This window comes from Mycobacterium sp. ACS4054 (assembly GCF_001667275.1).
Classification (GTDB): Bacteria; Actinomycetota; Actinomycetes; order Mycobacteriales; family Mycobacteriaceae; genus Mycobacterium.
This window is the reverse complement of the sequence record NZ_LZHV01000024.1, coordinates 1-25,720: the sequence shown is the minus strand read 5'-3', so window position 1 is coordinate 25,720 and position 25,720 is coordinate 1. Positions and strand designations below refer to the sequence as shown.

29 protein-coding genes are annotated in these 25,720 nt (G+C 68.4%); 23 read left to right on the top strand and 6 right to left on the bottom strand.

Annotated elements, in window-relative coordinates; genetic code table 11:
• Positions 1 to 84 precede the first annotated feature (84 nt).
• From A5730_RS04820 to A5730_RS04785, 8 genes are read left to right on the top strand one after another with little or no spacing between them, the layout of a single operon-like run.
• A complete protein-coding gene (locus tag A5730_RS04820) occupies positions 85 to 948 on the top strand; it encodes a mycofactocin-coupled SDR family oxidoreductase (RefSeq protein WP_067896364.1) in 864 nt (287 codons plus the stop codon).
• Positions 949 to 952: 4 nt separating this feature from the next.
• On the top strand, positions 953 to 1,936 hold the full coding sequence (locus tag A5730_RS04815) for a thiamine pyrophosphate-dependent dehydrogenase E1 component subunit alpha (protein WP_067896433.1): 984 nt from the start codon (positions 953 to 955) through the stop codon (positions 1,934 to 1,936).
• Positions 1,937 to 1,953: 17 nt separating this feature from the next.
• Entirely contained in the window at positions 1,954 to 2,964 is a 1,011-nt protein-coding gene (locus tag A5730_RS04810; protein WP_067896431.1) for an alpha-ketoacid dehydrogenase subunit beta, read from the top strand.
• Positions 2,957 to 3,193, top strand: coding sequence for a lipoyl domain-containing protein (locus A5730_RS04805; protein ID WP_067896361.1), 237 nt, complete (start codon positions 2,957 to 2,959; stop codon positions 3,191 to 3,193). The genes A5730_RS04810 and A5730_RS04805 overlap by 8 nt, the downstream gene beginning before the upstream one ends.
• Positions 3,194 to 3,213: 20 nt before the next feature.
• The gene (locus tag A5730_RS04800) at positions 3,214 to 4,086 is read left to right on the top strand and encodes an enoyl-CoA hydratase-related protein (RefSeq protein WP_067896358.1); all 873 of its coding nucleotides are present in this window, start codon (positions 3,214 to 3,216) and stop codon (positions 4,084 to 4,086) included.
• 20 nt (positions 4,087 to 4,106) lie between these two features.
• A complete protein-coding gene (locus tag A5730_RS04795; protein WP_067896354.1) occupies positions 4,107 to 5,642 on the top strand; it encodes an acyl-CoA synthetase in 1,536 nt (511 codons plus the stop codon).
• A gap of 8 nt (positions 5,643 to 5,650) precedes the next feature.
• Positions 5,651 to 7,039 (top strand): SRPBCC family protein, encoded by a 1,389-nt coding sequence (locus A5730_RS04790; RefSeq protein ID WP_067896429.1) that lies wholly within the window; start codon positions 5,651 to 5,653, stop codon positions 7,037 to 7,039.
• Positions 7,036 to 8,733 (top strand): FAD-binding protein, encoded by a 1,698-nt coding sequence (locus A5730_RS04785; RefSeq protein ID WP_067896351.1) that lies wholly within the window; start codon positions 7,036 to 7,038, stop codon positions 8,731 to 8,733. The genes A5730_RS04790 and A5730_RS04785 overlap by 4 nt, the downstream gene beginning before the upstream one ends.
• Before the next feature lie 78 nt (positions 8,734 to 8,811).
• On the opposite strand, the gene A5730_RS04780 is transcribed toward A5730_RS04785, so the two are convergent.
• Positions 8,812 to 9,642 (bottom strand): enoyl-CoA hydratase-related protein, encoded by an 831-nt coding sequence (locus A5730_RS04780; protein ID WP_067896426.1) that lies wholly within the window; start codon positions 9,640 to 9,642, stop codon positions 8,812 to 8,814.
• A gap of 176 nt (positions 9,643 to 9,818) precedes the next feature.
• Here A5730_RS04780 and A5730_RS04775 point away from each other — a divergent pair, with 176 nt between their 5' ends.
• From A5730_RS04775 to A5730_RS04765, 3 genes are all read left to right on the top strand, one after another.
• On the top strand, positions 9,819 to 10,658 hold the full coding sequence (locus A5730_RS04775; protein ID WP_067896422.1) for an SH3-like domain-containing protein: 840 nt from the start codon (positions 9,819 to 9,821) through the stop codon (positions 10,656 to 10,658).
• A gap of 50 nt (positions 10,659 to 10,708) precedes the next feature.
• The gene (scnC, locus tag A5730_RS04770) at positions 10,709 to 11,413 is read left to right on the top strand and encodes a thiocyanate hydrolase subunit gamma (protein ID WP_067896348.1); all 705 of its coding nucleotides are present in this window, start codon (positions 10,709 to 10,711) and stop codon (positions 11,411 to 11,413) included.
• An 85-nt stretch (positions 11,414 to 11,498) separates the two neighbouring features.
• The gene (locus tag A5730_RS04765) at positions 11,499 to 11,780 is read left to right on the top strand and encodes a nitrile hydratase subunit beta (protein ID WP_231994628.1); all 282 of its coding nucleotides are present in this window, start codon (positions 11,499 to 11,501) and stop codon (positions 11,778 to 11,780) included.
• Between the two features lie 2 nt (positions 11,781 to 11,782).
• On the opposite strand, the gene A5730_RS04760 is transcribed toward A5730_RS04765, so the two are convergent.
• Positions 11,783 to 12,328 (bottom strand): bifunctional 2-polyprenyl-6-hydroxyphenol methylase/3-demethylubiquinol 3-O-methyltransferase UbiG, encoded by a 546-nt coding sequence (locus A5730_RS04760; protein WP_067896418.1) that lies wholly within the window; start codon positions 12,326 to 12,328, stop codon positions 11,783 to 11,785.
• A 111-nt stretch (positions 12,329 to 12,439) separates the two neighbouring features.
• On the opposite strand from A5730_RS04760, the gene A5730_RS04755 reads away from it, so the two are divergent.
• The 4 genes from A5730_RS04755 (at position 12,440) to A5730_RS04740 (ending at position 15,061) form a co-directional block, all read left to right on the top strand.
• A complete protein-coding gene (locus tag A5730_RS04755) occupies positions 12,440 to 13,003 on the top strand; it encodes a TetR/AcrR family transcriptional regulator (RefSeq protein ID WP_067896342.1) in 564 nt (187 codons plus the stop codon).
• 146 nt (positions 13,004 to 13,149) lie between these two features.
• Positions 13,150 to 13,815 (top strand): TetR/AcrR family transcriptional regulator, encoded by a 666-nt coding sequence (locus A5730_RS04750; protein WP_067896339.1) that lies wholly within the window; start codon positions 13,150 to 13,152, stop codon positions 13,813 to 13,815.
• 44 nt (positions 13,816 to 13,859) lie between these two features.
• Positions 13,860 to 14,336 (top strand): hypothetical protein, encoded by a 477-nt coding sequence (locus A5730_RS04745; protein ID WP_067896336.1) that lies wholly within the window; start codon positions 13,860 to 13,862, stop codon positions 14,334 to 14,336.
• An 86-nt stretch (positions 14,337 to 14,422) separates the two neighbouring features.
• Positions 14,423 to 15,061: a cutinase family protein gene (locus A5730_RS04740; RefSeq protein ID WP_067896416.1), complete on the top strand. Its 639-nt coding sequence runs from the start codon at positions 14,423 to 14,425 to the stop codon at positions 15,059 to 15,061.
• Between the two features lie 16 nt (positions 15,062 to 15,077).
• On the opposite strand, the gene A5730_RS04735 is transcribed toward A5730_RS04740, so the two are convergent.
• The 3 genes from A5730_RS04735 to A5730_RS04725 all read right to left on the bottom strand — a co-directional run bounded on the left by A5730_RS04735 (position 15,078) and on the right by A5730_RS04725 (position 17,313).
• The gene (locus A5730_RS04735; RefSeq protein WP_067822869.1) at positions 15,078 to 15,452 is read right to left on the bottom strand and encodes a DUF5073 family protein; all 375 of its coding nucleotides are present in this window, start codon (positions 15,450 to 15,452) and stop codon (positions 15,078 to 15,080) included.
• The gene (locus tag A5730_RS04730) at positions 15,452 to 16,237 is read right to left on the bottom strand and encodes a heavy metal-binding domain-containing protein (protein WP_055402158.1); all 786 of its coding nucleotides are present in this window, start codon (positions 16,235 to 16,237) and stop codon (positions 15,452 to 15,454) included. The genes A5730_RS04735 and A5730_RS04730 overlap by 1 nt, the downstream gene beginning before the upstream one ends.
• A 176-nt stretch (positions 16,238 to 16,413) precedes the next feature.
• Complete coding sequence (locus tag A5730_RS04725; protein ID WP_067896332.1) at positions 16,414 to 17,313, bottom strand: SDR family NAD(P)-dependent oxidoreductase; 900 nt, start codon at positions 17,311 to 17,313, stop codon at positions 16,414 to 16,416.
• A 571-nt stretch (positions 17,314 to 17,884) separates the two neighbouring features.
• On the opposite strand from A5730_RS04725, the gene A5730_RS04720 reads away from it, so the two are divergent.
• From A5730_RS04720 to A5730_RS04710, 3 genes are all read left to right on the top strand, one after another.
• Entirely contained in the window at positions 17,885 to 18,694 is an 810-nt protein-coding gene (locus tag A5730_RS04720) for a SigB/SigF/SigG family RNA polymerase sigma factor (protein ID WP_067896329.1), read from the top strand.
• A 124-nt stretch (positions 18,695 to 18,818) separates the two neighbouring features.
• Positions 18,819 to 19,442 (top strand): hypothetical protein, encoded by a 624-nt coding sequence (locus tag A5730_RS04715; protein WP_055402152.1) that lies wholly within the window; start codon positions 18,819 to 18,821, stop codon positions 19,440 to 19,442.
• A 34-nt stretch (positions 19,443 to 19,476) separates the two neighbouring features.
• Positions 19,477 to 19,968 carry a DUF2231 domain-containing protein gene (locus tag A5730_RS04710; RefSeq protein WP_055402150.1) on the top strand — a complete coding sequence of 164 codons (492 nt, stop codon included), beginning with the start codon at positions 19,477 to 19,479 and terminating at the stop codon, positions 19,966 to 19,968.
• 13 nt (positions 19,969 to 19,981) lie between these two features.
• Here A5730_RS04710 and A5730_RS04705 read toward each other — a convergent pair whose 3' ends face one another.
• Positions 19,982 to 20,458, bottom strand: coding sequence for a nitroreductase family deazaflavin-dependent oxidoreductase (locus A5730_RS04705; protein ID WP_067896326.1), 477 nt, complete (start codon positions 20,456 to 20,458; stop codon positions 19,982 to 19,984).
• A gap of 144 nt (positions 20,459 to 20,602) precedes the next feature.
• On the opposite strand from A5730_RS04705, the gene A5730_RS04700 reads away from it, so the two are divergent.
• The 5 genes from A5730_RS04700 to A5730_RS04680 form a co-directional block, all read left to right on the top strand.
• Positions 20,603 to 21,322, top strand: a complete 720-nt coding sequence (locus A5730_RS04700) for a TetR/AcrR family transcriptional regulator (protein WP_067896323.1) — start codon at positions 20,603 to 20,605, stop codon at positions 21,320 to 21,322.
• The gene (locus A5730_RS04695; protein WP_067896320.1) at positions 21,319 to 22,542 is read left to right on the top strand and encodes a cytochrome P450; all 1,224 of its coding nucleotides are present in this window, start codon (positions 21,319 to 21,321) and stop codon (positions 22,540 to 22,542) included. Before A5730_RS04700 ends, A5730_RS04695 begins: the two co-directional genes overlap by 4 nt.
• Before the next feature lie 16 nt (positions 22,543 to 22,558).
• Positions 22,559 to 23,788 carry a Xaa-Pro peptidase family protein gene (locus tag A5730_RS04690; protein ID WP_067896317.1) on the top strand — a complete coding sequence of 410 codons (1,230 nt, stop codon included), beginning with the start codon at positions 22,559 to 22,561 and terminating at the stop codon, positions 23,786 to 23,788.
• A complete protein-coding gene (locus A5730_RS04685) occupies positions 23,778 to 24,884 on the top strand; it encodes a Xaa-Pro peptidase family protein (protein ID WP_067896314.1) in 1,107 nt (368 codons plus the stop codon). Before A5730_RS04690 ends, A5730_RS04685 begins: the two co-directional genes overlap by 11 nt.
• A 132-nt stretch (positions 24,885 to 25,016) precedes the next feature.
• Positions 25,017 to 25,720, top strand: a 704-nt coding sequence (locus tag A5730_RS04680) for a DUF222 domain-containing protein (RefSeq protein ID WP_156745686.1), incomplete at its 3' end; no start/stop codon positions are given.

Genomic DNA, 25,720 nt, shown 5'->3' with positions numbered 1-25,720 from the left:
CGACACCCGTGACCGCGCATCCCGGCGCAACCGGGTCGCGTTCGACCGCAACGCGGTAGCGGGACACGGGACGAAGGACGGGCGATGGGCAGGGTAACGGGCAAGGTGGCCGTGATCAGCGGCGCGGCGCGCGGTCAGGGGCGTTCACACGCGCGCATGCTGGCCGCCGAGGGCGCGGACATCATCGCGGTGGACCTGTGCGCCGACATCGAGACCAACGAGTACCCCCTGGCCCGGCCGGAGGACCTGGACGAGACGGCCCGGTTGGTGGAGAAGGAGGGACAGCGCGCGTTCACCGCGGTCGCCGACGTGCGCGACCGCGCGGCGTTGTCCGCGGCGATCGACGAGGGCGTCGCCGAATTCGGGCATCTGGACATCGTCGTCGCCAACGCGGGCATCTGTCCGCTCACCGCGGGGCTGCCCCCGCAGGCGTTCGCCGACGCGGTGGACGTGGACCTGGTGGGCGTGCTGAACCTGGTGCACGCGAGCCTCAAGCATCTGCAAGCCGGCGCGTCGATCATCGTGATCGGTTCCAACGCCGCGTTCATGTCATCGATGAACACCACGGGCATCGACGGGGGCCCCGGCGGGGCCGGATACGCCTTCGCGAAACTGGCTGCCGCGCACTATGTTAACGACTTCGCCCTGGCGCTCGCCCGGTTCTCCATCCGGATGAACGCCGTGCACCCCACCAACGTCAACACCGACATGCTGCACAGCCCGCCGATGTATCGGGCCTTCCGGCCCGACCTGAAGGAGCCGACCCGCGAGGACGCCGAACCGGTTTTCCCGTTCGTGCAGGCGATGCCGATCCCCTACGTCGAACCCGAGGACATCAGCGAGGCGGTGCTGTTCCTCGCGTCCGACGCGGCGCGCTACATCACCGGGCAACAACTCCGTGTCGACGGCGGCGGCTTCTTGAAGGTCAAGCCGTGGTCGGGTGCGTGATCGCATGAGCGAGGGGGCGACGGGCGTCGAGCGCCGGTTGTACGAACTGATGGCGCTGATGAAGGCGGCCGACGACCGGCTGTCCAAAGGCATTGGCACCGGCGAGTTCATGTGCGTGTACTGGCCCTCGCGCGGCCAGGAGGCCATCGCCGCCGCGATGGGCGTCGCGCTGCGCCCGGACGACCAGTTGGTGACCACCTACCGCGGCCTGCACGACCTCATCGGCAAGGGCGTCCCGCTCGAGGAGATCTACGGCGAGATGATGGGCCGCACCGTCGGCGCCGGCCGCGGCAAGGGCGGCACCATGCACATCGCCAATCCCGCTCGGGGCGTGATGCTTTCGACCGGCATCGTCGGGGCCGGACCGCCGGTGGCGGTGGGGCTGGCGATGGCGGCCAAACGCAAGGGCTCCGATCGCGTCACGGTGGTCAGCTTCGGCGACGGCGCCACCAACACCGGCTCCTTCCACGAGGCGGCGAACATGGCCGCGTTGTGGGACCTGCCGATCGTCTTCGTCTGCCAGAACAACCTGTACGCCGAAATGACCCCCACGGCCGACACGATGAAGCTCGAACACGTCGCGGATCGGGCGGCGGGCTACGGCATGCCGGGGGTGCGCGTCGACGGAAACGACCCGCTGGCCGTCAAATCGGCGGTCGAGGACGCGCTGCGACGCGCCCGCGCCGGCGAAGGCCCCACCTTCATCGAATGCGTGACGTTCCGGTTCCGCGGCCACTACTTCGGCGACCGGATGCCCTACATCCCCAAGGATCAGCTGGCCGCCGCCATGGCGGCCGACCCGGTCCCCCGATTCCGCGACCACCTCGCCGAAACCGGCATCTGCGAGCGCGACGACCTCGACCGCATCGACAACGAGGCACTGGCGACGGTGGAAACGGCGCTGCGGACCGTGCTGGCCGCGGAATCGCCGTCGATCAACGAGCTGGACCTCGACGTGTACGCGACCCCGATCAAGTTCCCCGTGTGAGCAGGCAAGACGACGACATGCAAGAACAAGAGATGACGATGCGCGAGGCGCTCAACCTCGCACTGGACCAGGCGCTCGCGGCCGACGACCGGGTGTTCTTGCTCGGCGAGGACATCGCCGATCCAGGAGCGTCCGGGCCGACCGCGGGTCTGTCGACGAAGTACGGCCACGAACGCGTCTTGGACACACCGATTTCCGAAGCGGCGATCGTCGGCGCGGCCATCGGAGCCGCCATCGACGGCCTGCTGCCGGTGGCCGAGATCATGATCATGGATTTCATCGGCATCGCCGCCGACCAGCTGATCAACAACGCGGCCAAGCTGAGATTCATGACCGCCGGACGCACGTCGGCGCCGATCACCATCCGCACCCAGGTCTACTCCGGGCTGGCCACCGGCGCCACGCATTCGCAGAACCTGGAGGCGTGGTTCATGCACATCCCGGGCATGAAGGTGATCGTGCCCTCCACCCCGCGCGACGCGAAGGGCCTGCTGACGACCGCGGTCTTCGACGAGGATCCCTGCCTGTTCGTCGAAACGATCCGGCTGCAGGGCAAGAAGGGTCCCGTCCCCGTCGACCCCGGGTTCTCAATCCCGTTGGGCCAAGCCGACATCAAGCGGCCCGGCACCGACGTGAGCCTGATCGGTTACGGACGCTGCGTGCACGACGCGCTCGCCGCCGCGGCCACACTGCAGGAACAGGGCGTGAGCGCCGAGGTCGTCGACCTGCGCACCCTGGTGCCGCTCGACGTCGAAACCATCGTCGACTCCGCCCGCCGCACCCGCCGGGCCGTCGTCATCCATGACGCGGTCCAATTCGCCGGTCCCGGAGCGGAGATAGCCGCGATCCTGCACTCGGAGCTGTTCGCCGAGCTGGCCGCGCCGGTCGAACGAGTCGCCGCCCGATTCGTGCCGAACCCGGCCGCGGCCGCGCTCGAGGCACAGGTGTACCCCTCGCCGGAGCGGATCGTCGCCGCCGCGCAGCGGACCCTCGATAAGACCGGTGCGGGAGCGAGAGTGCATGGCTGACTTCGTCATTCGCATCCCGCGGGTCTCGGTGGCCGTGTCGGAGGCCGAGCTGACCAGCCTGCTCGTCGACGCCGGGGAGCACGTGGAAGCGGGCACGCCGATCTACGTGATCGCGACCGAGAAGGTAGAGCAGGAAATCGAAGCCGGAGCGTCGGGCACCGTGCGGTGGACGGGGCAGGTCGGAACCACCTATGACATCGGCGCCGAAATCGGCGTCATCACTTCGTGAACCAGGAAAGGTGAGCACGTATGGATCTCAACGAGACTCGCGAGAGAATCATCTACGAAAAAGAGGGGCCCATCGCCCGGGTCACGCTGAACTGGCCGGAAAAGGCGAACGCCCAGGACCAGAAGCTGGCCGAAGAGGTCGATGCCGCGCTGCTGGACGCCGACCGCGACTATGACATAAAGGTGCTCGTCCTGAAGGCCAACGGCAAGGGCTTCTGCTCGGGACACGCCATCGGTAACAACGCGGTCGACTACCCGGCGTTCGTCGAGGGCGCCAAAGTCATGGGCACACCGTGGAAGCCGCAGACCGACCTGTTCGTCAAGCCCGTGCTCAACCTGTGGGAGTTCTCCAAACCGACCATCGCCCAAGTGCACGGCTACTGCGTTGGCGGCGGCACCCACTACGGCCTGACCACCGACATCGTCATCGCCTCCGAGGACGCCTACTTCTCCTACCCGCCGCTGCAGGGCTTCGGGATGCCGTCCGGCGAGTGCTCGATCGAGCCCTGGGTCTTCATGAACTGGCGGCGCGCGGCCTACTACCTGTACCTCGCCGAGGTCATCGACGCCAAGAAGGCGCTGGAGGTCGGGCTGGTCAACGAGGTGGTGCCGCGCGACCAGCTCGACGACCGGGTGGAGGCCATCGCCCGCCACATCGCCCAGGCGCCGATGACCACGCTGCTGGCCACCAAGGCCAACCTGAAGCGCGCCTGGGAGCTGATGGGCATGCGGGTGCACTGGCAGAGTTCCAACGACCTCGTCGCCCTGGCCTCCATCAGTAAGGACGTCCAGGAGCTGATCCAGACGGTCTTCCGGGACAAGGTGCTGCCGTCCGAGCAGGCCCGGCGCCAGGCCGCGGCGGCCGCGTCGACCGACGGCGCAACGGCCACTTAAGTTTCCGCGGGGGCTCGCCGGTGAACATCGCCGACCACGCCACGAGGGCCGGGCAGGCGCCGGCCCTCATCGTCGCGGGCGGCGACACGATCTCGCACTCCACGCTGTACGCCCGCAGCCAACGCGTCGCCGCCGCCCTGCACGACGCCGGGCTGCGCCCGGGCGACGGCGTGGCCCTGGCGCTGTCGAACCGGCCCGAGTTCCTCGAAATCACCTGGGGCTGCCAGCTTTCGGGCCTCTACTACACCGCGGTCAACACCCACTTCACCCCCGACGAGGTCGCCTACGTCGTCGACGACTCCGACGCGCGGGCGGTGTTCGTGGACGCCGGCATGCCCGAGCTCGCCGCGCACGTGCGCGCGGCTAACCCGGCCGTCACCGTCCACCTCGCGGTCGGCGGCCACCTGGCCGGCTGGCGTGACTACGAGGACGCGCTGGCGGCGGCGGGCGACCCGCCCCCGGTGTCGGACGGGTCGGAGATGCTGTACTCGTCGGGAACCACCGGGCGGCCCAAGGCCGTCCGCCGGCCGCTGCCCGTCGACGGCAACGGCTCGTGGGCGCAGGCCGTGCTGGAGCTGGCGCTCACCCACAAGTACGGGATGACCCGTCAGAGCGTGTACCTGTCCCCCGCCCCGCTCTATCACGCCGCGGGAGTGAACTACACGATGGCAGTCAACCGTGTCGGGGCGGCGGCGATCCTGATGCGCAAGTTCGACGCCGAGACCGTCCTGCGGCTGATCGAGACCCACCGCGTCACCCACGCCCAGTTCGTGCCGACCATGTTCGTGCGAATGCTCAAGCTGCCCAAGGCCATTCGGGAGCGGTATGACGTCTCGAGCCTGCAATGCGTGATCCACGCGGCCGCGCCCTGCCCGGTCGACGTCAAACATCACATGATGAAGTGGTTCGGGCCGATCATCCACGAATACTACGGCGGCACCGAGGGATTCGCGGGAACGACCATCGGCCCGGAAGAATGGCTCGCCCACCCGGGTTCGGTGGGAAGACCGATGTCACCGGTGCACGTCATCTCCGACGACGGCCAGGAGCTACCCGCCGGCCAGGCCGGCGAGTTGTTCTTCGAGGGCGGGCCCGCGTTCGAGTACTTCAAGGACCCCGCCAAGACCGCGTCGGTGTCCAACGACCGCGGCTGGCGCACCCTGGGCGACATGGGATACGTCGACGACGACGGATACCTCTACCTCACCGACCGGTCCACGTTCATGATCGTTTCCGGCGGGGTGAACATCTACCCGCAGGAAATCGAGAACCTGCTGATCATGCATCCCAAGCTCGTCGACGCGGCCGTCTTCGGGGTGCCCAACGACGAGTTCGGCGAGGAGGTCAAGGCCGTCGTGCAGCCGGTCGACGGCGTCTCGCCGGGACCGGACCTCGAGGCCGAGCTCATCGAGTACTGCCGGGCACACGCGGCCGGCTACAAGTGCCCGCGCACCGTCGAATTCGTCGGCGAATTACCCCGGGACCCGAACGGAAAGCTGTACAAGAGGCGCATTCGTGAGCGTTACTGGCAGGGGCGGGCATCCCGAATCCTATGAGCGAGGGAATGGACATGGTGACCACCCAGAAAGTCAACGCGAACTGGACCCCACTGCCGGTCCCGCTGGCCGTACAAGCCGCCGACCGCATTCCCAAACAGCGGTACTACGACCCGGAATTCTTCGCGCTGGAGAACGAACTGCTTTGGCCTCGGGTTTGGCAGATGGCATGCCGCCTCGAGGAGATCCCCAAGCCCGGCGATTATGTCGAATACGAGATCCTCGATGAGTCCGTGATCGTGGTGCGCCTCGACGCCGAAAATGTCCGCGCCTATCACAACGCCTGCCGCCATCGCGGCGTAAAGCTGGTGGAGGGCAACGGTAATCGGCGCACGTTCGTGTGCCCGTTCCACGGGTGGTGTTGGGGTATCGACGGACGCAACACCTTTGTGCTACGGCCCGAGGAGTTCGACGAGCACAACCTGGACCCGGAGGATCTTCGACTGGTTTCGGTTCGATGCGAGCTCTGGGGCGGATGCGCGTGGATCAACCTCGACGACGATGCCCCGCCGCTGCGCGACTGCTTCGAGCCGTTCGCATCGATCTACGACGCCTGGAGGGTCGAGTCACTGCGCGTCGAGTGGTGGCAGTCGTGCCGGCTCCCGGTGAACTGGAAGCTGGCGACGGCCGCATTCATGGAGGGCTACCACGTCCCCCAGACCCACCCCCAGTTGTTGCCGTCCAGCATGCCCAAGCAGCCCGACGCCGCCAAGCCACCAAGTCTCGCGCGGACCAACCTGTACTTCATGCGCACCCTGGGCGAAGGCATGGCGGGCATGACCCACGAGAACGACGTCCGCATCGCCGAGGGCCTGCAGGACATGGAGCTGCCGGCCGACCCGGCCGCGGCGATGGCCCTCTGGCGCAGCACCCTCAACGACGCGATCGTCCACTGGCACCGGGCCCGGGGCTGCGACATCCCCGACCTCAACGAGCTGGAGCGGCGCGGCATCACCGAGGCCATCAATTTCGCCTTCCCGCACTACTTTCTGCTCCCGCAGTACAGCAGCGCCTCCTCGTATCGGATCCGGCCGCTCGGCCCCGAGGAGACGCTGTTCGAGATCTGGTCGCTGACCCGCATCCCGCCGGAGGAGATCACCGGCCGGCCGACACCGCCGGAACCCATGGCGCCGGACGACCCGCGCTGGCCGCCGATCCCCGCGCAGGATTTCTCCAATCTGCCCAGACAGCAAAAGGGATTGCACTCCAAGGGGTTTGAATACATGCGCCTGTCCAGCCGAATCGAAGGCCTGATCTCCAACTTCGAACGCGTCATCGACGGGTTCCTCGCCGGCCTGCCGTATGAGGCGCTGGTGCCCGCCATCCAGAAGACCAACACCACCATCGACGTGCCGATCGCCGATCTCGGCCTGCGCGCGACGTCGGAGGCACGATGACCACCCGGTGGGACCGCTCCGTGGATCTGCTCATCGCGGGCAGCGGCGGGGGCGGCATGGTCGCGGCGCTGGCGGCGCTCGACTCCGGAATCGAGCCGCTGGTGATCGAGAAGCAGCCCCTGGTGGGCGGTTCCACCGGACTCTCCGGCGGCATGGTGTGGCTGCCGAACAACCCGCTGATGCGGGCCGACGGCATTCCGGACTCGCACGAGGACGGCCTGGCGTACTTCGACGACGTCGTCGGCGACATCGGCCCCGCGTCGTCCCCGGCCCGCCGCGAAATGTTCCTGACCGCCGGCTACGAGATGATCAACTTCCTGACCCGCAAGGGCGTCCGGTTCGTGCGGTGCCCGGGCTGGAGCGACTACTACCCAAACCACAAGGGCGGCAACGACGCCGGCCGCGCCATCGAATGCGTCCCCTACGACGCGGCCGCGCTGGGCAGCTGGCACGACCGGGTCCAGCCCTCGATGGCCAAGAGCTACGGCGGGTTCGTCCTCAAGACCAACGAGCTGCGTTCGGTGCAGTACTTCAACCGGTCGCCGCGAGCCTTCGCGGTGGCCATGCGGGTGTTCGCGCGCACCAGGGCGGCGCGGCTGCGCCGCCGGGAGATGCTCACCAACGGCGCGTCGCTCATCGGCCAGATGCTCAAGGCGCTGATCGATTTGCGCGGCGAGCCACCGATCTGGACCGGCGCCGCCATCGAGGACCTGATCATCGAGGACGGGCGTGTCGTCGGGGCGCGCGTCGCGCGCAACGGCACCGCGCTGAACGTCGAGGCCCGCAAGGGCGTCGTGCTCGCGGCGGGCGGCTTCAGCCGCAACGCCGACATGCGCCGCCGCTACAGCGGCGAGCAACCCAACGAGGGCCTGTGGTCGATCGCGAACGCCGGCGACACCGGTGAGGTGCTGCAGACCGCCATCCGGTTAGGCGCGAAGACCGACCTGATGGACGAGGCCTGGTGGCTGCCATCGGTTTTCATCGCCGACGGCGGAGACGCCGCCCGGGCGCTGGGCAGCGGCCGGCAGCGGCCCGGCGCGATCTACGTCGACGGAACCGGCCGGCGATTCTGCAACGAGTCCAACTCCTACGTCGAGGTCGGCAAGGCGATGTACGCGCACAAGGCGGTGCCGTGCTGGATGGTCTTCGACGAGGGCTACATCGGCCGGTACGTGTCGGGCGCCAACCCGTTCAAGAAGCGCAGCCTGCCCGAGGAACTCATCACGCGGGGCGCGGTCGTCCGGGGCCAGACCGTCAGCGACCTCGCGCGACAAATGGGCGTGCCGGCCGACGCGCTGGAGCAGACGATCAAGCGCTTCAACGGTTTTGCGGTCAAGGGCCTCGACCCGGACTTCGGGCGCGGCCAGTCGGCGTACAACGACTGCCTGGGCGATCCGGGGTATCGCCCGAACGCCGCCCTTGGCCCCCTCGCGCGGGCGCCGTATTACGCCACCAAGGTCGTTCCCGCCGACGTCGGGACGTGCGGCGGGGTGATCACCAACGAGCACGCCCAGGTGCTCGATGAGGACGACTGCGTGATCGACGGGCTGTATGCGACGGGCAACATCACGGCGACGGTGATGGGCCGCAATTATCTGGGCGCCGGCGGCAGCATCGCCTACACGATGGTGTTCGGCTATGTGGCCGCCCGCCACGCCGCCGGCCGGCGGGTCGCCGGCGAGCGAAACCGCTAAACGCTGCCTCCCCGCCGAGTGTGCGGCCTGCCGCACGTTCGGCCCCGACCGTGCGGCCAGCCGCACAGTCGCGCAAGCCTATTCGTCACGGCCGACGAAATCGCGCGGCTTCATGCCCGATTGCTTCAGCTCGGCCCGCCGCGCCTGGACGTCCGAGGCGGCGCCGACCATGTTCGTCAGGATATGGCTGACCTGCAGGTGCACCCGCATGCCCATCAGTTCCCAGGCGCGCTTGACGTTGTTCTTCACCGCCATCAGCGTGGTCAACGGGATTTGAGAGATCTTGCGCGCCATCTCCTCGACGACGTCGTCGAGGTCGTCGCGGGGCACCACCTTGTTGAGCAGGCCCCAGTCGAGCGCCTCCTGCGCGGAGAGCGTGGGGGCCAGCAGCAGCCAGTCCATGGTGCGATGCCAGTTCATCAGCAACCACGGCTCGATCATCGTGTGCCCGCCCGGCTCGCCGAGGCTTTGGGCAAGCGGCATCTGGAAATACGCGTCCTCGGACGCGACGCAGAAGTCGGTAAGCAGGCCGAGATAGATCCCGCCGCCCATGCAGTAGCCGTGGATCGCGGAAATGGTCGGCTTCGGAAACTCCCACAGATACAGCGTCGGCCACAGGAACAGGTCGGCGGTGCCCTTGTACAGATCCTCGAACGTCTCGCCGAAGTCCGGATACGGATTCTCGTCGGGTCCCCAGCGCGCCACGTGCCCGCCGCAGAATCCCTTTCCGTTGGCCTTGAGGATGACGACCTTGATCTCCTTGTCCCGGTCGGCCTCGTGCAGGCACTCGTCGACTTCGGTGACCAGCACCGCATCCTTGGTGTTGGCCTTGTCGACCCGGTTCAGGATGATCCGAGCGATCGGCGGTTCGCGCTCGTAGATGATGGCTTCCAGGACCCGCCGCTCCATGCGCGTGACCTTACCCGACACGCCGATCGGCAGGATGGGAAAAGACACGCCGCATCGCACGCCGCAGTTGCGCGATCTTGCCGCGGGCGAGCGCGGATTCGTTGGACAATGGACCGCGGTGCGGCTGGCTTGCCCACGACCGCAACATCAAGATCGCGACGGCGAGCGGAGGTCTCATGGCGACTCCCCGGGACCGGACGAACCAGCTCGACTTGGTGGCCCGCCTCAAGTCGTCCTACCCCGAACTCCCTGATGCGCCAACACCCGACCTCATCGATCACGACCGCTTCGCCGCCTACACCAAGACCCCGCACGATGTCGGGGGCGAGCCGGACGCCCCGTTGAGCTTCGAGAACAAGCAGTACGAGATGTGGGAAGAGAACACCTACGTCATGTGCGAGCTGCTCGGCTGGCGCGGGATCTGGCTGTCCGAGGAACGGCGCAGGATGGGCAACGTCGACCTCGGCCGCACGATCTATCTCGGGCTGCCCTACTACGGCCGGTGGCTGCTTGCGGTGGCGCGCGTCCTCGTCGAGAAACACCACATCGGCCTGAGCGAGCTGGCGGAACGAATGGCCGAAATCAAGGCGCGCTACGCGGGCGGGCTGCAAGGCAGAGCCTTGGCCGCCGAGCCCCGCTGCGAAGGGGATCCCGAGGGGGTGCGGCGCAACGAGCACCACCTCCACGCCGTCGGCAAGGGCGATCCACAGGTGTATGCCGGACAGGCCGGCACCCCGAAGTTCGCAGTCGGGGAAAGGGTTTCGGTCCGGGAGCTGCCCGTGCTGTTCTACACCCGCACGCAGGAGTACGTCCGGGGCGCCACCGGGGAGATCGCGGCGGTCTCCTACGAAAGCCCCGCGGCCGAGGACGAGACGTGGGACGCCCCCGATCAAAAACCCGAATGGTTCTACATCGTGCGGTTCAACCTCTCCGAGCTGTGGGACGGCTATACCGGGCCGGCCAACGACACGCTGCAGACCGAGCTCCCCGAGCGCTGGCTCGAGGCCGCCGGTTAGTCCCGCCCCCTTCGAACGTGCCCTCATCGAATCGCGAAAGGACTTCCCGCATGGCCGATCACGACCACGATCACGACCGCACCGCCGCACCAATGGTCGACGAGGTCACCGACTTCGAAGTCCTCGAGATCGCGTTGCGCGAATTGTGCATCGAGAAGGGCATTTTCACGGCGGAGGAGCATCGCCGCTTCACCGAGTACGCCGAACAGATCGGTCCCACGCCGGCCGCCCACATGGTGGCCCGGGCGTGGCTCGACCCGGACTACAAGAGGCTGACGCTGTCCGACCCGCTGGCGGCCAGCAAGGAGGTCGGGGTCGACTGGTTCGAACCCACGGGTTTCGGAACACCCAGCGACTTCACGGCTTTTCACGTCCTCGAGGACACGCCCACCCTGCATCACGTCATCGTGTGCACGCTGTGCTCGTGCTATCCGCGACCGATCCTCGGCAACTCACCGGAGTGGTACCGGACGCCAAACTTTCGCCGCCGCATCGTGCGCTGGCCGCGCCAGGTGCTCGCGGAGTTCGGCCTGTATCTGCCGGAAGACGTCGAGATCCGGGTCGAGGACTCCAATCAGAAGCACCGCTTCATGGTGATGCCCGTGCGGCCCGAGGGAACCGAGGGCTGGACGGAGGACCAGCTGGCCGAGATCGTCACCCGCGACTGCCTGATCGGTGTCGCGCTGCCCAAGCCCGGGGTGACGACGAACGCGATCACCCAAACCCGCCCCGCCACGCATCCCGTCGAACATTGATGGAGCCAAACACGTGAGCACGCCCGCTGAGCCGGCGATCGCACCGCTGAGGAAGATCGTCGAGCGCAACCAGGTTTGGAGTCGGATGGCGGCCGAGTACGGGGTGGCCAATCCCGTACCGCCGTGGAAAACGAGCCTCGACGGCATGTGCGACGCCCTCGACCGAAGCCCTTGCGGCCCGGACATTTTGAGTTTCACCGACCGGCGCGACGAAGAGGACGCCCTGTCGGCGACCGTGTACGCCGGCCTCCCCTATCCGGAGAACCGCTTGATGGCGCTGGCACACTCGCTCGTGGCACGCGGCGTCATCGACGAGGACGAGTTGGCCGGGCGGCTGGCGGCGGTGCGCGCCAGGCTCGAATCCTGACGTCACGCCCGCGCCAGCAACCAGGCCTGACCCTCGCCCTCGCCGGCGGCGACCAAGTCGAGTTCGGCAAATGCCGCGGTGAGCTCCCCCGCGGCCGCGCGAAACGGCCCGGGGGCGCCCCCGACCTCACTGAGCACCGCGATCGCCAGCAGCCCGCCGGGTGCCAGCCGGTCGATGATCGCCCGGTCGAGGCGCCGGTCGCGGAATCGGTGGCACAGGATGACGTTCACCGGCGGCCCGGCTGGGAGCCCGTCGTCCAGGTCGACGGCCTCGAAGCCGCACCGATCGCTCACCCCGGCCCGCCGGGCCAGGTCGCGCGCCTGGCCGACCGCCACGGGTGACACGTCCAAGCCGAGCACCCGCAGCCCACGCCTCGCGAGCCACACCGCGCCGAGCCCCGACCCGCACGCGAGATCGAGAGCCGTTCCCGCAGTGGGCATTACGTCCGCGTGGGGGGCCAGGAACCCCGGCGGCCCCACCGCCTCCACCGACGGCGGTGTCTGGGTCGCGTACCGCTCGTCCCAGCGATGCCGGTCCGCCTCGGCCATGGTCGCCACTCTAGAGCCAACCGCTTCGCCGACTGATTCTGGACGGCTGTCCGTAAAACACTTGCGGCGGACACCGGGCCACCGCGGAGAACGCCTTCCTACACTGGACGGGTGTCTAGAGATGCGGCGCGGCGGTCGGACCGCCGGCCGGGGCAGACGATCCGCAAGGTCCTCGACGCCGGGCTGGAGGAGCTGCGCGAGTCGTCCTACGCACGGCTGACGATGCGCTCGGTGGCGACCCGCGCCGGAGTATCGCCGGCCAGCGCCTACACCTACTTCCCGTCCAAGAGCGCGTTGGTGGCGGCGGTATACCTGCGATTCCTGCGCGAGCTGCCGGTGCACACCGACGTCAACGACACGACGAAGACGCGGGTCAGCGCGACGCTGCGGGACATGGCCGTGGTGGTCGCCGACGAACCCGAGCTGACCGCCGCCTGTGGCGCGGCCCTGATGGCGGACGACCCGGCGGTCAAGCCGATTCGGGAGCAGATCGGCCACGAGGTGTCCACGCGGATCGGTGCCGCCCTCGGGCCGGGTTGGCCCCGCGCCGTGAAATCCACGCTGCAGATGACCTTCTCCGGCGCCCTGATGACGGCCCGCTTCGTCAGCTTCGACGAGATCGCGGGCCAGCTCGACGAGGCCGTCAACCTCATCCTGGGCGCCTCGGTGGCCTAACCGGCGGCGCGGCAACGGATTAGCGGCCCGCGGTTCGGGCTTTCCGCCGTGCCCGACGCGCGGTGCACATCCGGACTGATCAGACCCCTCCCAGAGGCTATTATCCAGCTGTGGGGTTCACCGACTACGGGTTTGCCGCTCGTTAGATGCGCAGTCACGGTTGGGCAGGAAACACGCCCGCCTCCGACGAGGAGGCCATCGAGCGCATCCTGGATGCGGCCGACACGATCGTCGAGGAACGCGGCTCCGCGCTCCGGATCGCCGATGTGGCGCGGGCGCTCGGGGTCACCCGGCAGACGGTCTATCGATACTTCCCCGGCACGCAGGCGCTGTTGGTGGCGTCGGCGATGCGCTCGGCCGACGGCTTCCTGGATCGGATGGCCGCCCACCTCGAGGGCGTGACGGACCCGGTGGTGGCCATGACCGAAGGCCTGGCGTTCGCCATCGAGGAACTGGCCTGCGACAACCAGGTCGAGTTCGTGCTCAATCAACGCAGGGGCCATAAGGTCTCGATCGTGTCGGACACCGCCCTGGCATTCGGCCGGTCGATGCTGCACCGCTACGACATCGATTGGGAGAGCTACGGTTTCGACGACGCCGGCCTCGACGAACTGAACGAGTTCAGCCTCCGGTTGCTGCACTCCTTCCTCACCGACCCCGGGCGGCCCGCGCGCAGCGGTGCCGATCTGCGCCGATACCTCACCCGTTGGCTCGGGCCGGCGATCGCGTATCCGCAAATGATGCGCGCGATGGACGCGCTGCAAGGCCCCGAGCCGCAGCGCACGCGACGGCGCCCTTCCAAGGCATCCTGACCTACGTCAGCGAGCGGCGTTGACGACCACCGGAAGGAGCGGGCATGGCGGGCCTGGGGCAGATCGCACTCAATAGTGCACCCGTTTTCGGCGGCGCCATGCTGGCCATCGCCGCAGGGCAGTTCAGGGGACCGGACTATCGCGGCCTGATCGCGCAGGACATGGACTTGCTGGAACGGCTGCCACCCGAGGCCACCAAGCGGCGCGCCGATTTGCAACGCAGCATCGACGCGCGCATCGACGACCTGGTCGCGATCGCGGACCGGAATCAGGCGCTGCGCAGGGCGGCGCTGTCGTACCGGGGAAACTGGCGCGACATGGTGCTCGTCATCTGCGCGGTGCTGTTCACCTTCATCTGGTGGGACGTCGACCACAGCAGGGGCAATTGGCTGCCGATGTTCATCTTGCTGATCCTCCTCACCATCGTGAGCGCCGTGTATGCGTTTCGCGGCGCGCTGCGCGCCGCCACCTCGTACCTGCACCGACGACCCCACGGCCCGGGCGCGGACACGCCGGGGTAACCCCGGCCTCGGCCGCAACCTCATAACGCGCGCACTTTGTCACCCTGTGACAAAATCACGCTGTGCAGGCGAACACCCTCGGCAAGCTGATTTGTGCTGTCCTTCTACCCTTTTCGGCCCTCACCGTCGCTCCGGTCGCGGCAGCCGAGCCGTGCCCCGACGTCGAGGTGGTGTTCGCCCGGGGCACCAACGAGCCGCCGGGCGTCGGCCGGATCGGCCAGAGTTTCGTCGACACCCTGCGCTCGCACGTGGGCGGCAGGTCACTCGGCGTCTATCCGGTCGACTACCCGGCGACCACGGACTTCCCCCGGGCCGCGGACGGCATCAGCGACGCCGGCGCGCATGTCGAACACATGGCGGTGTCCTGCCCCAGAACCCGGATGGTGCTGGGCGGATACTCGCAGGGCGCGGCCGTGATGGGTTTCGTCACCGAAAGCGCGGTGCCGGACGGGGTGCACCTGGTCCGGTCGCTGCAGCCGATGCCGGCCGAGGTCTCCAACCACGTGGCCGCCATCGCGCTTTTCGGGAAACCATCGAGCCAGTTCATGAGCATCCTCAACGAGCCGCCCGTGACGATCGGCCCGCAGTACGCGGGCAAGACCATCGAGTTGTGCGTGCCCGGCGACCCGGTGTGCTCGGACGCCGGCAACCCGGTCGCCCACCGCCAGTACGTCGAGGCGGGCTTGGTCGACCAGGCGGCCGACTTCGCGGCCGGTCGCCTCTAGGCGGGGGCGCCCGGCGTCACCGCGGCCCGGCCTCGAGGACCTCGAGGGCCGCATCGACGTTGGGCATGATCGTCGGGCCGTAGCTGTTCACCAGCTGCCCGAGTGCGCGAGCGATGTGCGGCCCGACGGCACCGGCGGCGAGCACCTCCTCGGCCAGGACGATCCCGTTGACCACGTGCGCGGCGCTCAGGCGGCCGTCGGCGGTAACCTCATAACGCCAGTCGCCGATCTGCACCCGCTCCGGCTGGGACCGGAAGAAGCCCCGCCGCGCGGGGACCAGGATCACCCCCGGAACCCCGCAGAACACCCGCAGCACCAGCCCGACTCCCCCGGGCCCCGCCAAAGCCGTTCCGACCGCCTGGCCGACGCGCTGGTGATCGAGGGTCGTCATCAATCGCTCATGGGCAGGACGAACGACGGGGTCAGCGTTTGCGCCTCACCGCCGCGCCGCACCGCGGTGCCGGCCACGTAGAACTCGACCGTGTGGTGTCCCCACGCGTAGTTCGAAATCGCGAAGTGCACGCCGACGACGCCGGTTCCGCCGTCGCGCTCGGCCTCGCTTTGCATCCGGGACATCGCCAACTCCCGGGCCTGGTAGCTGCCCTGCGTCCACTGAGGCATCTCGGCGTTGCGGCCAACCTGGCTCAGGGTGCGCAAAAACCCTTGCACGGCAATGTGAAACACGCAGTTCCCCATCACGAACGCCACCGGGGCGAATCCGGATCGCAGGAGGGTCGTCAGATCCTGCCCGGACAGGTGGCTGGTGAACGCTTGCCCGTTGGGGCGCCGGTAGGCGCCGGGCTTCGCGACGTATCGCACCGCGGTTCCGACCGCGATGAACTCCAGATGCTCGCCCTCGCCCTGATGGCGCCATTCGAGGCGGACGCCGACCACGCCGTCGGCGCCCAGCGAATCGGCCTCCGCCTGCATCCGCGACATCGCATTCCAGCGCGCGCGATAGGTCGCGTCGGTGAGCACGGGAAGTTCGGATTGTTGCCGGATCCCGGTGAACTGGTAGCCGACGTGATAGACCGAGACGCCCATCACGAGTTCGATCGGCTCGAACCCGGCCCCGTGCAGCAAGGCGAATTCGTTGATCGACAGATCGGAAGTGAACACTTTGCCTGCATGCGACAGCCGTTCGCTGGCCACCGGGTCGAGCGGGTTCGGTTGCATTGTCAAAACACCCTCCTGCGGTTCGCAGGACAGCGTAGGCCGCCCGCCCCCACAACGTGCGACTTCGGAGTGGATCGAGGGCGAAATCACGGTGCGTCTCGGACGCAGCGCCCGGTCCGGCGGGCCGCACCCTCGACGCGCCGGGATCGGTTTGCTGCCAATTGGCCGCGGCGGGCTCAGCGCGCGGGTTGCGCGGCGCCGATCATCTTGTGCAGGTCGTCAATCGACCAGGGTTCGGCCTCGTGGTGGTCGCGGTAGCCCAGCAGCCGCGGCGCCGGCCGGTCGAAGCGGCCGACGAATCCGCCTGCGGTAACCAGGATTTGGCCCGTCACCGCCCGGGCCAAGTCGCTCACCAGATAGGCGTAGACCGGGGCCACGAAGGCCGGCGGCGCGCTGTCCAGCGAGGCGCGCATGGTCATTTCGTCCAGCAGCCCCCGGCGGTGCAGGTCCGCGATGTGTTCCTCGTACTCGGCGCCGCTGGACAGGCGCGTCCTGGCCCCGGGACACACCACGTTGGCCCGTACGCCGTGGGCCTTGAGTTCGGCCGCGATCGCCATGGTCAGGGCGTTCACCGCCCCCTTGCCCGCGGGATAGCCGGTCCCGCCGTAATCACCCAGAAACGCCACCGAACTGGTGTTGACGATGGCCCCGTGGCCTTGGGCGGCCATGACGCGGGCCGCCGCGCGGCACGTATGGAACGCCGTCCCGAGGTGGGCGCTGATCAGGCGGTCGAAGTCCTCCGGCGAGATGTTCAGGATCGACGACCCGGCCGACTCGGCGATGCCGGCACAGTTGATCAGGGCGTCCAGCCGCCCGTGGCTGCGCACGCAGTCGTCGACCAGCGCACCCGCGATGCGCTCCTCGTCCGCGGAACCGACCACCGCGCTGGCCCGCCCGCCGGCCGCCGTGATTGCGACGACGGTCTCCTCGACCGCGTCCGCGTCACGCCCGTTCACCACCACGCCGGCGCCCAACGCGCCGAGCAGTTCGGCGACCGCGCGCCCGATCCCGCGGCTGCCGCCGGCCACCACCACTGCGCGCCCGTCCAGCAGGCGGGCACCCGCATTTGTCGTCATGCGAGCCGTAATGCATTGGGCGCAAACCGGTCTCGGCGCACGCAGAGACCCGGTCGCGGGAGGCTGGTCACGAACACTAGGCGAACAGTACCCAGCCGCCACGGAAATGAGAACCACGGTCGGCGCACCTACGGCCGCGGCGCGGGTCCGGCGCCTTGCGACCGCGGCCTGGATATGTGCCCGCCGTTTGCCGCCGCCCGGTCGGTTCACAACGGAAACTGTTCAGAAATTATCTGAATCGGGTTGGGCAAGCGATCGCGGGCGTCGGCGATGGGGCGTATAGTCACCAGTGAAGTCCGTTATGGACGTGTCGCCGTTTAGCTCAAAGCGGCCAGTCAGCCGCACGGCTGCTGAGCACATGGCTCCGGCGAAAACCACCTCGAGTCATCTCCTTGGTAACCCTGCGTGTTGGGAATCGACCAGTCCTACGGATACAGGTGCAGTGAGGCGACTCTGCGCATAGCTGCCAGGCCTCGTTGCACACGACTCAGAGGAGTGAGTCAGCAATGCCAAACCGATTGTGCACCAAAGTTTTCAGGATCAGCCGCGCCAACACGGGGCGCGTGCGCCTATGACCGACGTACTAGCTCCCAGCCGTCCCGCCGAGTGCCGCGACCGCAAATCCGACGATTCCTACGACGACGTGGTCGAAATGTTCGTGGCGCTGCGCCAGATGCCGGCCGAGTCGCACGAGTATGGCCGCCAGCGCGAACGCATCGTGGCCCGATGCCTGCCGCTGGCCGACCATGTGGCCAGTCACTTCGCGCGCCGGGGCGAGGGCCTCGACGACCTCGTGCAGGTGGCGCGCGTGGGGCTGATGAACGCTGTCAACCGATTCGACCCGGCCAAGGGGCCCAGCTTCATCGGTTTCGCGGTCCCCACCATGATGGGCGAGGTTCGGCGATACTTCCGGGACTACAGCTGGGGCATGCGGGTGCCGCGGCGGTTGCGGGAACTCCACGTGCAGATCAGCAGGACGACGGGTGACCTGGCCCAGAAGCTGGGGCGCGCGCCCACCGCCGGTGAGTTGTCACAGGTGCTGGAGGTTCCCCGCGAGGAGATCGTCGAATGCCTCGTGGCGGGCGACGCCTACCGGCTGGATTCCCTGGACGCGCCGGTGGGCACCGACGGTTCGGGTACGCCCCGGTCGGTCGCCGACGCGGTCGGCGGTATCGATCCGCAGATCGAGCACATCACCAATCGGGAGGCGCTGCGCGTCCTGGTCGCCGGCCTTCCCGCGCGCGAACGCGAGGTTTTGCGGATGCGGTTCTTCGAATCGATGACGCAGAGCCAGATCGCCGAGCGGATCGGGGTGTCGCAGATGCAGGTCTCCCGCATCCTGGCCAGCACCCTGCGCTGCCTGCGCGACCAGCTCGACTAGGGTCGTTGCCGGCCCTCAGGAGCCCTCGAGCGCCACAGCGGCGCGACCTCCGCAATGTACTGTGCGATTCGGAAACGACTCGACTGTGGCGCCGCAGGCCGCCCTGGAAGGGAGCTCGACTTCGATGAGGACTTCACGGACGGTGACCGCGGGCGTCGCGGTCACGGCGGCGCTGGCGGTGGCGGTAGCGGGGTGCGGCGGCAAGAGTTCGACGCCCTCCACGTCGAAACCGGCGTCGTCCAGCTCGGCGACCAGCGCGACCAGCGCCGCACCGAGTTCGTCGGCGGCCGCGCAGCCCAACGAGTACACCGGGCTGCTGATCCAGGCGAGCGACATCAACGCCCCGATACCGTTCACGGCCGCCCCGCCGACCAGCAACCCGAACGGCCAGCCGGGCGTCGCGACGACGTTCAAAGACGACGACGGCAGCCACGTCATCAAGGACACGATCCAGGTGTTTGCCGACCCCGGCGCCGCCACGAACGCGCTGAACGCGGCCAAGGGCGCTCAGGGTGACGTGATCAAGAACCCGACCACCCAGGCGGCCAACGTCGGCGCCGGCGGAACCACCTTGTTGGGCAACTCCCCAGACCGCAGCAAGGGCGTGACGATAGTGCTCTTCACCGAGGGCAGGGCCTTGGTCACGCTGCAGTTTGACGGGCCGCCCGACACGCTGGCTCCGACCGATTTCGTCAACGACGTGGCCCAGAAACAGGACGCGGCCGTCAAGAAGGGGCTCGGCGGCTGAGCGCGAGCTGACCGCCGACAACCCGAGGAGCCCGATGACCGTCATCAACGGCATGCCGGCCCACGCCCTGCTGCTGCACTTCGTGGTGGTGCTGGTGCCCCTGACCGCCCTGCTGGAGATCGTGTGCGTGTTGTGGCCGACGGCGCGGCGCGGCCCGCTGTTGTGGCTCGCGGTGATCTCGGCTGCCGCCACCATGGTGTTGACGCCGATCACGGTGAATGCCGGGGAATGGCTCTACGACCTGAGGGCCAAACCCAGCGCCATCCTGCAAAAGCACGCCACCCTGGGCGGCACGATGAACTACTTCGCCGCCGCACTGCTGGCGGCCGCGCTGGTGCTCGTGGTGATGCGCGTGATCGAACGCCGCTCGGACAAGAGCCGGGTGGCCGTCCGGGCGACCATCGCGATCGTGGTGCTCGCCATTGCCGTCGCGTCGACGGTGCAGATCTACCGCGTGGGCGACGCCGGGGCTCAGTCCGTTTGGGGCGACGAGATCGCGCACCTGAAGAAGGCCCACCCGGGGTAGTTCGTCGCGACGGCTACGGCGTGGGCGTCAGGAGAAACAGCCGGAATTGCCGCCCGGCCGCGCGATTCTGGGCCAGCTGATAGTTCGGCCAGTGCGCCAGGACCGTGGACCACGCTCGGTCGCGCTCCTCGCCGGTGAGCAACCGCACGGTCGCCACGAACCGCCGGCCGCGCCGGCGGACGGTAACGCGTTGGGCGGCCTTCAGATTCGCCGACCAGGACGGGTGGCGATCCCGGCCCCAGTTCGAACCCACCAGCAACAGCCCGTCCTCGACGGGCACGTATTGCACCGTCGCCGTGCGGGCGAGACCGGTCTTGCGGCCCGGCGTCGTGATCCGGACGTTCGGAAGTCCGGCGAGGTCCAGCACGCCGAACCGCTCGCCCGTCGCGAACCGCAGCAGCGCCTCGACTCGTTCCGCCACCGGCTGACCGTTGAGGACCAGGCGGCGGTAGGCCGCCGGATTGCGAGCCACCCGCTGAAGCGGATTCATACACCAGACTGTATTCCGGCGCGGGCCGGCCCGGGCGGCCGAGCGATGAAATCACCTTGAAGCCCGGGGATTCCGGCGGGAACACTCTCGACGGCCGGGCGGCGCACCGTCGTAAATAAATTGCTTGATTTAATTCCGTGGGCGGTGTTCACTGAGGCGATGACAGCCGAGCGGGTCGCCCGCGCCGACAGGTCGACGGGCACCCGGGAGGCGATCCTGTCGGCCGCGGAAGAGCTGTTCGCCGAGCGCGGTATGTACGCGGTGTCGAACCGGCAGATCAGCGAGGCGGCCGGACAAGGCAACAACGCCGCGGCCTGCTACCACTTCGGGACGCGGACCGACCTGCTTCGGGCGATCGAGGGCAAGCATCGGGAGCCGATCGAGCAACTGCGGGCGCAGATGCTGACCGCCATCGAGGGTTCGACGGACCTGCGCGACTGGGTGGGTGTGTTGGTGCGGCCGCTCACCGATCACCTGCACGCGCTGGGCGCGCCCAGCTGGTACGCCCGGTTCGCCGCCCAGGCCATGGCCGATCCCACGTACCGCCACGTCGTCACCAAGGACGCGCTCGCGTCGCCCCTGCTGGTGCGGACCATCGACGGCATCAACCGGTGCCTCCCCGACCTGCCACGGCGGGTTCGTTCCGAACGAATGGTCATGGTGCGCAACCTGCTCATGCACACCTGCGCCGAGCACGAAAGCGCGCTGGCCCAGCACGGACCTCGTTCGCGTTCGGCCTGGCCGGTCGCCGGCGAAGGCCTGATCGACGCGATCGTCGGCCTGTGGCGCGCCCCGGTCCACGTGGGCGCGGCGGGCGGCCGGCCCAGCGAAACCACACCGGCCCCGCACCGAGGAGAACGATGACCGACGTCTCGACCGCCACCGATATTCCGGCTTTCCCGATGCCGCGGGCGCCGGGATGCCCGTTCGCGCCGCCGCCAAAGGTGTTGCAGCTCAACGCCGATAAGCAACTGAGCCGGGTGCGGATCTGGGACGGCAGCACGCCGTGGCTGATCCACGGCTACGAGGCGATTCGCGCGTTGTTCACCGACTCGCGCACCAGCGTCGACGACCGGCTGCCGGGCTACCCGCATTGGAACGCGGGAATGCTGGCGACGGTGCACAAACGCCCCCGTTCGGTGTTCACCTCCGACGCCGAAGAGCACACCCGGTTTCGCCGGATGCTGTCAAAACCCTTCACGTTCAAGCGGGTTGAGGCGCTGCGACCGGCGGTGCAACAGATCACCGACGACCACATCGACGCGCTGCTGGCCGGCCCTAAACCCGGGGACATCGTCACCACGCTGGCGCTGCCGGTCCCCTCGCTGGTCATCAGCCAATTGCTGGGCGTGCCCTACGAGGACGCGGATTTCTTCCAGACCCAAGCCCAGCGCGGCATGGGCCGCTACGCCACCGAGGAGGACACGGCACAGGGCGCCGCGTCGTTGGCGAAGTACCTGGCGAACTTGGTGCGGACCAAAATGCAGAGCCCGTCGGAGGATCTGGTCTCCGATTTGGCCGAGCGGGTCAACGCCGAAGAGCTCAGTGTGCGCGAGGCCGCGCAGCTGGCCACCGGTGTGCTCATCGCGGGCCACGAGACCACCGCCAACATGATCAGCCTCAGCGTCGCCGCCCTGCTCGACCACCCCGATCAGCTGGCGCTGATGCGCGACAGCGATGATCCGAAGGTGATCGCCGTCGCCGTCGAGGAATTGATGCGCTACCTGAGCATCATTCAGACGGGCCAGCGCCGCATCGCCGTCGAGGACATCGAGGTGGGCGGCGAGACGATCCGCGCCGGCGAGGGCATCATCCTCGACGTCGCACCGGCGAACTGGGACACCCGGCAGTTCCCCGCCCCCGACCGGCTCGACCTGCGCCGAGAGGACGGCCCGCACGTCGGCTTCGGCTACGGTCGCCACCAGTGCGTCGGGCAACAGCTGGCGCGCATGGAACTGCAGATCGTCCTGCCCACCTTGCTGCGTCGTGTCCCGACGCTGCGGCTCGCGGCGCCGGTCGAGGACCTGCCGTTCAAACACGACGCGCTGGCCTACGGCCTCTACGAGCTTCCAGTGACATGGTGAAGCCGGAGGGGTAGCCATGGCATTCCCCGGAAGCGCCTCCACCGTCGAGATACCGGACGAACCGGACCGGGCGCGCATGCGCGCGGAGACCGGCGCGCGGCTGCGGTCCGCGATGGCCGATCATGGTGTCGATGCGCTCATCCTGTTGATGAACGGCTACGTCGGATACGCGACGGGCATCAGCTGGCCGCTCGTGGACGCGGGCCTCTCGCACGTCGAGCGCCCCGTCGCCGCCGACGACGCCGGCGACGAACATCCCCACCTGTTCATGCCGTACCGCGGCGGGGCCTCGGCGGAATTGCCGGTGCCCGCCGACCACCTGCACGGCCCGGTGTATCTCGAATTCGACTCGGGCGTCGAGCAATTCGCGCGCGAACTGGCCGGACTGATCCCCGCGTCCGCGAGCGTCGCCGTCGACGAGCTGACCGGGGCGATGCGCCGGGCCGGTGCCACGCTGTTCCCCGGCGGTGAGCCGACCGATGCGGCGCTGGTGCTCGGGGACGCGCAACTGGTGAAGACGCGGGACGAGCTGTCCTGCCTGCGCCGGGCGGCCCGCATCACCGAAGAGGCGGTCGTGGACGTGCAGCGGGCGCTGGCGCCCGGCGTGCGGCAGATCGACCTCTCGGCCACGTTGGTGCGCCGCGCGTTCGAGCTGGGGGCAACCACCAACATGCTGGAGGCCATCTGGCAGGTGATGCCGAGTTCCCGGGCAGCCGGAGTGTGGACGACGCACGGGGACCTGGCGCTGCCGCTGCTGCCCACCGAGCGGGAATTGGCGGACGGCGATGTGCTGTGGACCGACATCAGCATCACCTATGCCGGATATTGCTCCGATTTCGGCCGGACCTGGGTGGTCGGCCAACGGCCCACTCCCCGCCAGCAGGACCAGTTTCGGCAATGGCGCGCAATCCTGAATGCCGTGCTCGCGGTGACCAAAGCCGGTGTCACCTCCGGCGATTTGGCACGCGCGGCGATCGCGGCCAACGGCGGCCGCAAACCGTGGCTGCCGCATTTCTATCTGGGCCATGGTATCGGCACCTATCCCGCCGAAGCGCCGATGATCGGAACGGATCTCGGCGAAGAGTTCGACGACAACTTCGTCTTCGCCCCCGGCATGGTTCTGGTTTTGGAGCCGGTGGTGTGGGAGGACGGCACGGGCGGTTATCGCAGTGAGGAGATCGTCGTGATCACCGAGGACGGCTACCTGCCGATCACCGACTACCCCTATTCCCCCTATGGCGACTGAGGTTCTGCCCGACCCCACCGCACTGCGGATGGGCCGCCGGGAACGGGCGCTGGCCCAGATGGACGCACACGGGCTCGACATCCTCGTGCTCGGGCGGCAAGCCAACATTCGCTACGTCACCGGCGCGCCGCAGCTGTGGATAGCCGGCACCCGGCCCTTCGGTCCGATGTGCGTGCTGGTGCGCGCGTCCGGGGACATCTATCTCAACAGCACCGACGACGAGGGGGTTCCGGAGGAGATCGGCCGCGATCATCTCTACGGGCTGGCCTGGAACCCGATGACGCTCATCGACGTGCTGAAGAAGATCGACGGCGCCGACACGGCGCGGCGGGTCGGAACCGACGCGATCACACCGACTTTCGCCGCCCTGTTGCCCGACGCGTTCCCCAATGCGGAGCTCGTCGACGCCGAGCCGGCCATGCGGGCGGCGCGGCGGATCAAGACGCCCGATGAGGTTGCTGCGATGGACACCGCTCTCCGCGTCGCCGAACGCGGACTTGCTGCAGCGTTATCGGAGTTCGCGCCGGGGGTGGCGGAGCGGACCCTGGCCGGGGCGATGATGCAGGCCATGGCCGCTGGTGGGGTGAGCACGCCGGCCACCCAGGACGCCGCATGGGTGACGTCGAAGGAACAACCTTGGCGGCGCGCCGGTTACGACGCGGTGCGGCCCGGCGACCTGGTCGCGTTCTCCGCCGGCGCCTTGGCGAATGGCTATGTCGCCGAGGTCGGTCGGACCTGGCCGGCCGGTGACGGCGCGCGCGAGTTGTTCGACCGGTCGGATGCGTTGCACGACAACATGCTTGCGGCGTGCCGGCCCGGCGCGCCGACCGCCGATCTGCTGGCCGCCTATCAGGCGGCCAGTGAACCCATACCCCCGATGCCGATCGCGCACGGGTTGGGCTTGGGCTTCGATCCGCCGGTGGTGTCCGAAACATTGCTGGCCGCGGGCGAACACGACCGGCTCGAGGCGGGCATGGTGCTCGCGATCACCGGTTACGTGTGGCAGCACGGCGTCGGGGCGGTGTTCCGCCGGGACACCGTGCACGTCACCGACGGTGGTGCCGAGGTGCTAACCGCCGGCCCGTCGTATCGCTGAAATCACTTGCGTCACCGCCGCACCTACTGCCCAGACCGATTGGGACAAGCGGGCTGAAACCACTTGCACCACTTTGGTTTCAGCCGTCTCACGTTAGCGTTTTTTGTCAGTGGGTGCCGATAGTTTGGCGGTATGAGTACTGATCCCGAGGCGGTGTCGGCGGCGTTCGACGCCATCGATGCCGCCTTGGAAACTCTGCGCGGCTACGACTGCAATGCCCTGGGCACCCGCGAGCAGTTGGCCTACCTGGAGCGCTCGGAAAGGGTGCGCCGGCAGCTGCCCGCGATCGAGCATCCGGTGATCAACACCTTGGGTCGGCAGGCCACCGCCGAGGAGTTGGGTGGCACGCTGCCGCATGCCATTGCCGAGGCGACGCTGATCAGCCGCGCCGAAGCCTCCCGGCGGGTGAAAGAGGCCGTCGAGTTGGGGCCGCGGCACGGGCTGACCGGCGAACCTTTGGCGCCGATCCTGGCCGCGACGGCCGCCGCCCAGCGCGACGGGACGCTCGGTGGTGGACAGGTTGGGGTGATCCGTAAGTTCTTCCACCAGTTGCCCGGCTGGGTGGACTTCGCCACTCGCCAGGCGGTCGAAGCCGACCTCGCCACGCACGGAACGCATTATCGCCCCGAGCAATTGGCGGCGCTCGCCGAGCATATTGCCTATTGCCTCAACCCCGACGGCACCTATAGCGACGCCGAGCGCGCCCGCAGGCGAGGTTTGACCCTGGGTCAGCAGGGGCCCGACGGGATGTCGGAGCTGCGCGGGGTGCTCACCCCCGAGCTGCGGGCCACCATCGAGGCGGTGCTGGCCAAGCTGGCCGCCCCCGGCATGTGCAA

Coding starts and splice junctions, on each gene's coding strand:
- A5730_RS04820 (WP_067896364.1), top strand. CDS start 85: ATGGGCAGGGTAACGGGCAAGGTGGCCGTGATCAGCGGCGCGGCGCGC.
- A5730_RS04815 (WP_067896433.1), top strand. CDS start 953: ATGAGCGAGGGGGCGACGGGCGTCGAGCGCCGGTTGTACGAACTGATG.
- A5730_RS04810 (WP_067896431.1), top strand. CDS start 1,954: ATGCAAGAACAAGAGATGACGATGCGCGAGGCGCTCAACCTCGCACTG.
- A5730_RS04805 (WP_067896361.1), top strand. CDS start 2,957: ATGGCTGACTTCGTCATTCGCATCCCGCGGGTCTCGGTGGCCGTGTCG.
- A5730_RS04800 (WP_067896358.1), top strand. CDS start 3,214: ATGGATCTCAACGAGACTCGCGAGAGAATCATCTACGAAAAAGAGGGG.
- A5730_RS04790 (WP_067896429.1), top strand. CDS start 5,651: ATGGACATGGTGACCACCCAGAAAGTCAACGCGAACTGGACCCCACTG.
- A5730_RS04785 (WP_067896351.1), top strand. CDS start 7,036: ATGACCACCCGGTGGGACCGCTCCGTGGATCTGCTCATCGCGGGCAGC.
- A5730_RS04780 (WP_067896426.1), bottom strand. CDS start 9,642: ATGGAGCGGCGGGTCCTGGAAGCCATCATCTACGAGCGCGAACCGCCG.
- A5730_RS04775 (WP_067896422.1), top strand. CDS start 9,819: ATGGCGACTCCCCGGGACCGGACGAACCAGCTCGACTTGGTGGCCCGC.
- scnC (WP_067896348.1), top strand. CDS start 10,709: ATGGCCGATCACGACCACGATCACGACCGCACCGCCGCACCAATGGTC.
- A5730_RS04765 (WP_231994628.1), top strand. CDS start 11,499: ATGGCGGCCGAGTACGGGGTGGCCAATCCCGTACCGCCGTGGAAAACG.
- A5730_RS04760 (WP_067896418.1), bottom strand. CDS start 12,328: ATGGCCGAGGCGGACCGGCATCGCTGGGACGAGCGGTACGCGACCCAG.
- A5730_RS04750 (WP_067896339.1), top strand. CDS start 13,150: ATGCGCAGTCACGGTTGGGCAGGAAACACGCCCGCCTCCGACGAGGAG.
- A5730_RS04745 (WP_067896336.1), top strand. CDS start 13,860: ATGGCGGGCCTGGGGCAGATCGCACTCAATAGTGCACCCGTTTTCGGC.
- A5730_RS04735 (WP_067822869.1), bottom strand. CDS start 15,452: ATGACGACCCTCGATCACCAGCGCGTCGGCCAGGCGGTCGGAACGGCT.
- A5730_RS04730 (WP_055402158.1), bottom strand. CDS start 16,237: ATGCAACCGAACCCGCTCGACCCGGTGGCCAGCGAACGGCTGTCGCAT.
- A5730_RS04725 (WP_067896332.1), bottom strand. CDS start 17,313: ATGACGACAAATGCGGGTGCCCGCCTGCTGGACGGGCGCGCAGTGGTG.
- A5730_RS04720 (WP_067896329.1), top strand. CDS start 17,885: ATGACCGACGTACTAGCTCCCAGCCGTCCCGCCGAGTGCCGCGACCGC.
- A5730_RS04715 (WP_055402152.1), top strand. CDS start 18,819: ATGAGGACTTCACGGACGGTGACCGCGGGCGTCGCGGTCACGGCGGCG.
- A5730_RS04710 (WP_055402150.1), top strand. CDS start 19,477: ATGACCGTCATCAACGGCATGCCGGCCCACGCCCTGCTGCTGCACTTC.
- A5730_RS04705 (WP_067896326.1), bottom strand. CDS start 20,458: ATGAATCCGCTTCAGCGGGTGGCTCGCAATCCGGCGGCCTACCGCCGC.
- A5730_RS04695 (WP_067896320.1), top strand. CDS start 21,319: ATGACCGACGTCTCGACCGCCACCGATATTCCGGCTTTCCCGATGCCG.
- A5730_RS04690 (WP_067896317.1), top strand. CDS start 22,559: ATGGCATTCCCCGGAAGCGCCTCCACCGTCGAGATACCGGACGAACCG.
- A5730_RS04685 (WP_067896314.1), top strand. CDS start 23,778: ATGGCGACTGAGGTTCTGCCCGACCCCACCGCACTGCGGATGGGCCGC.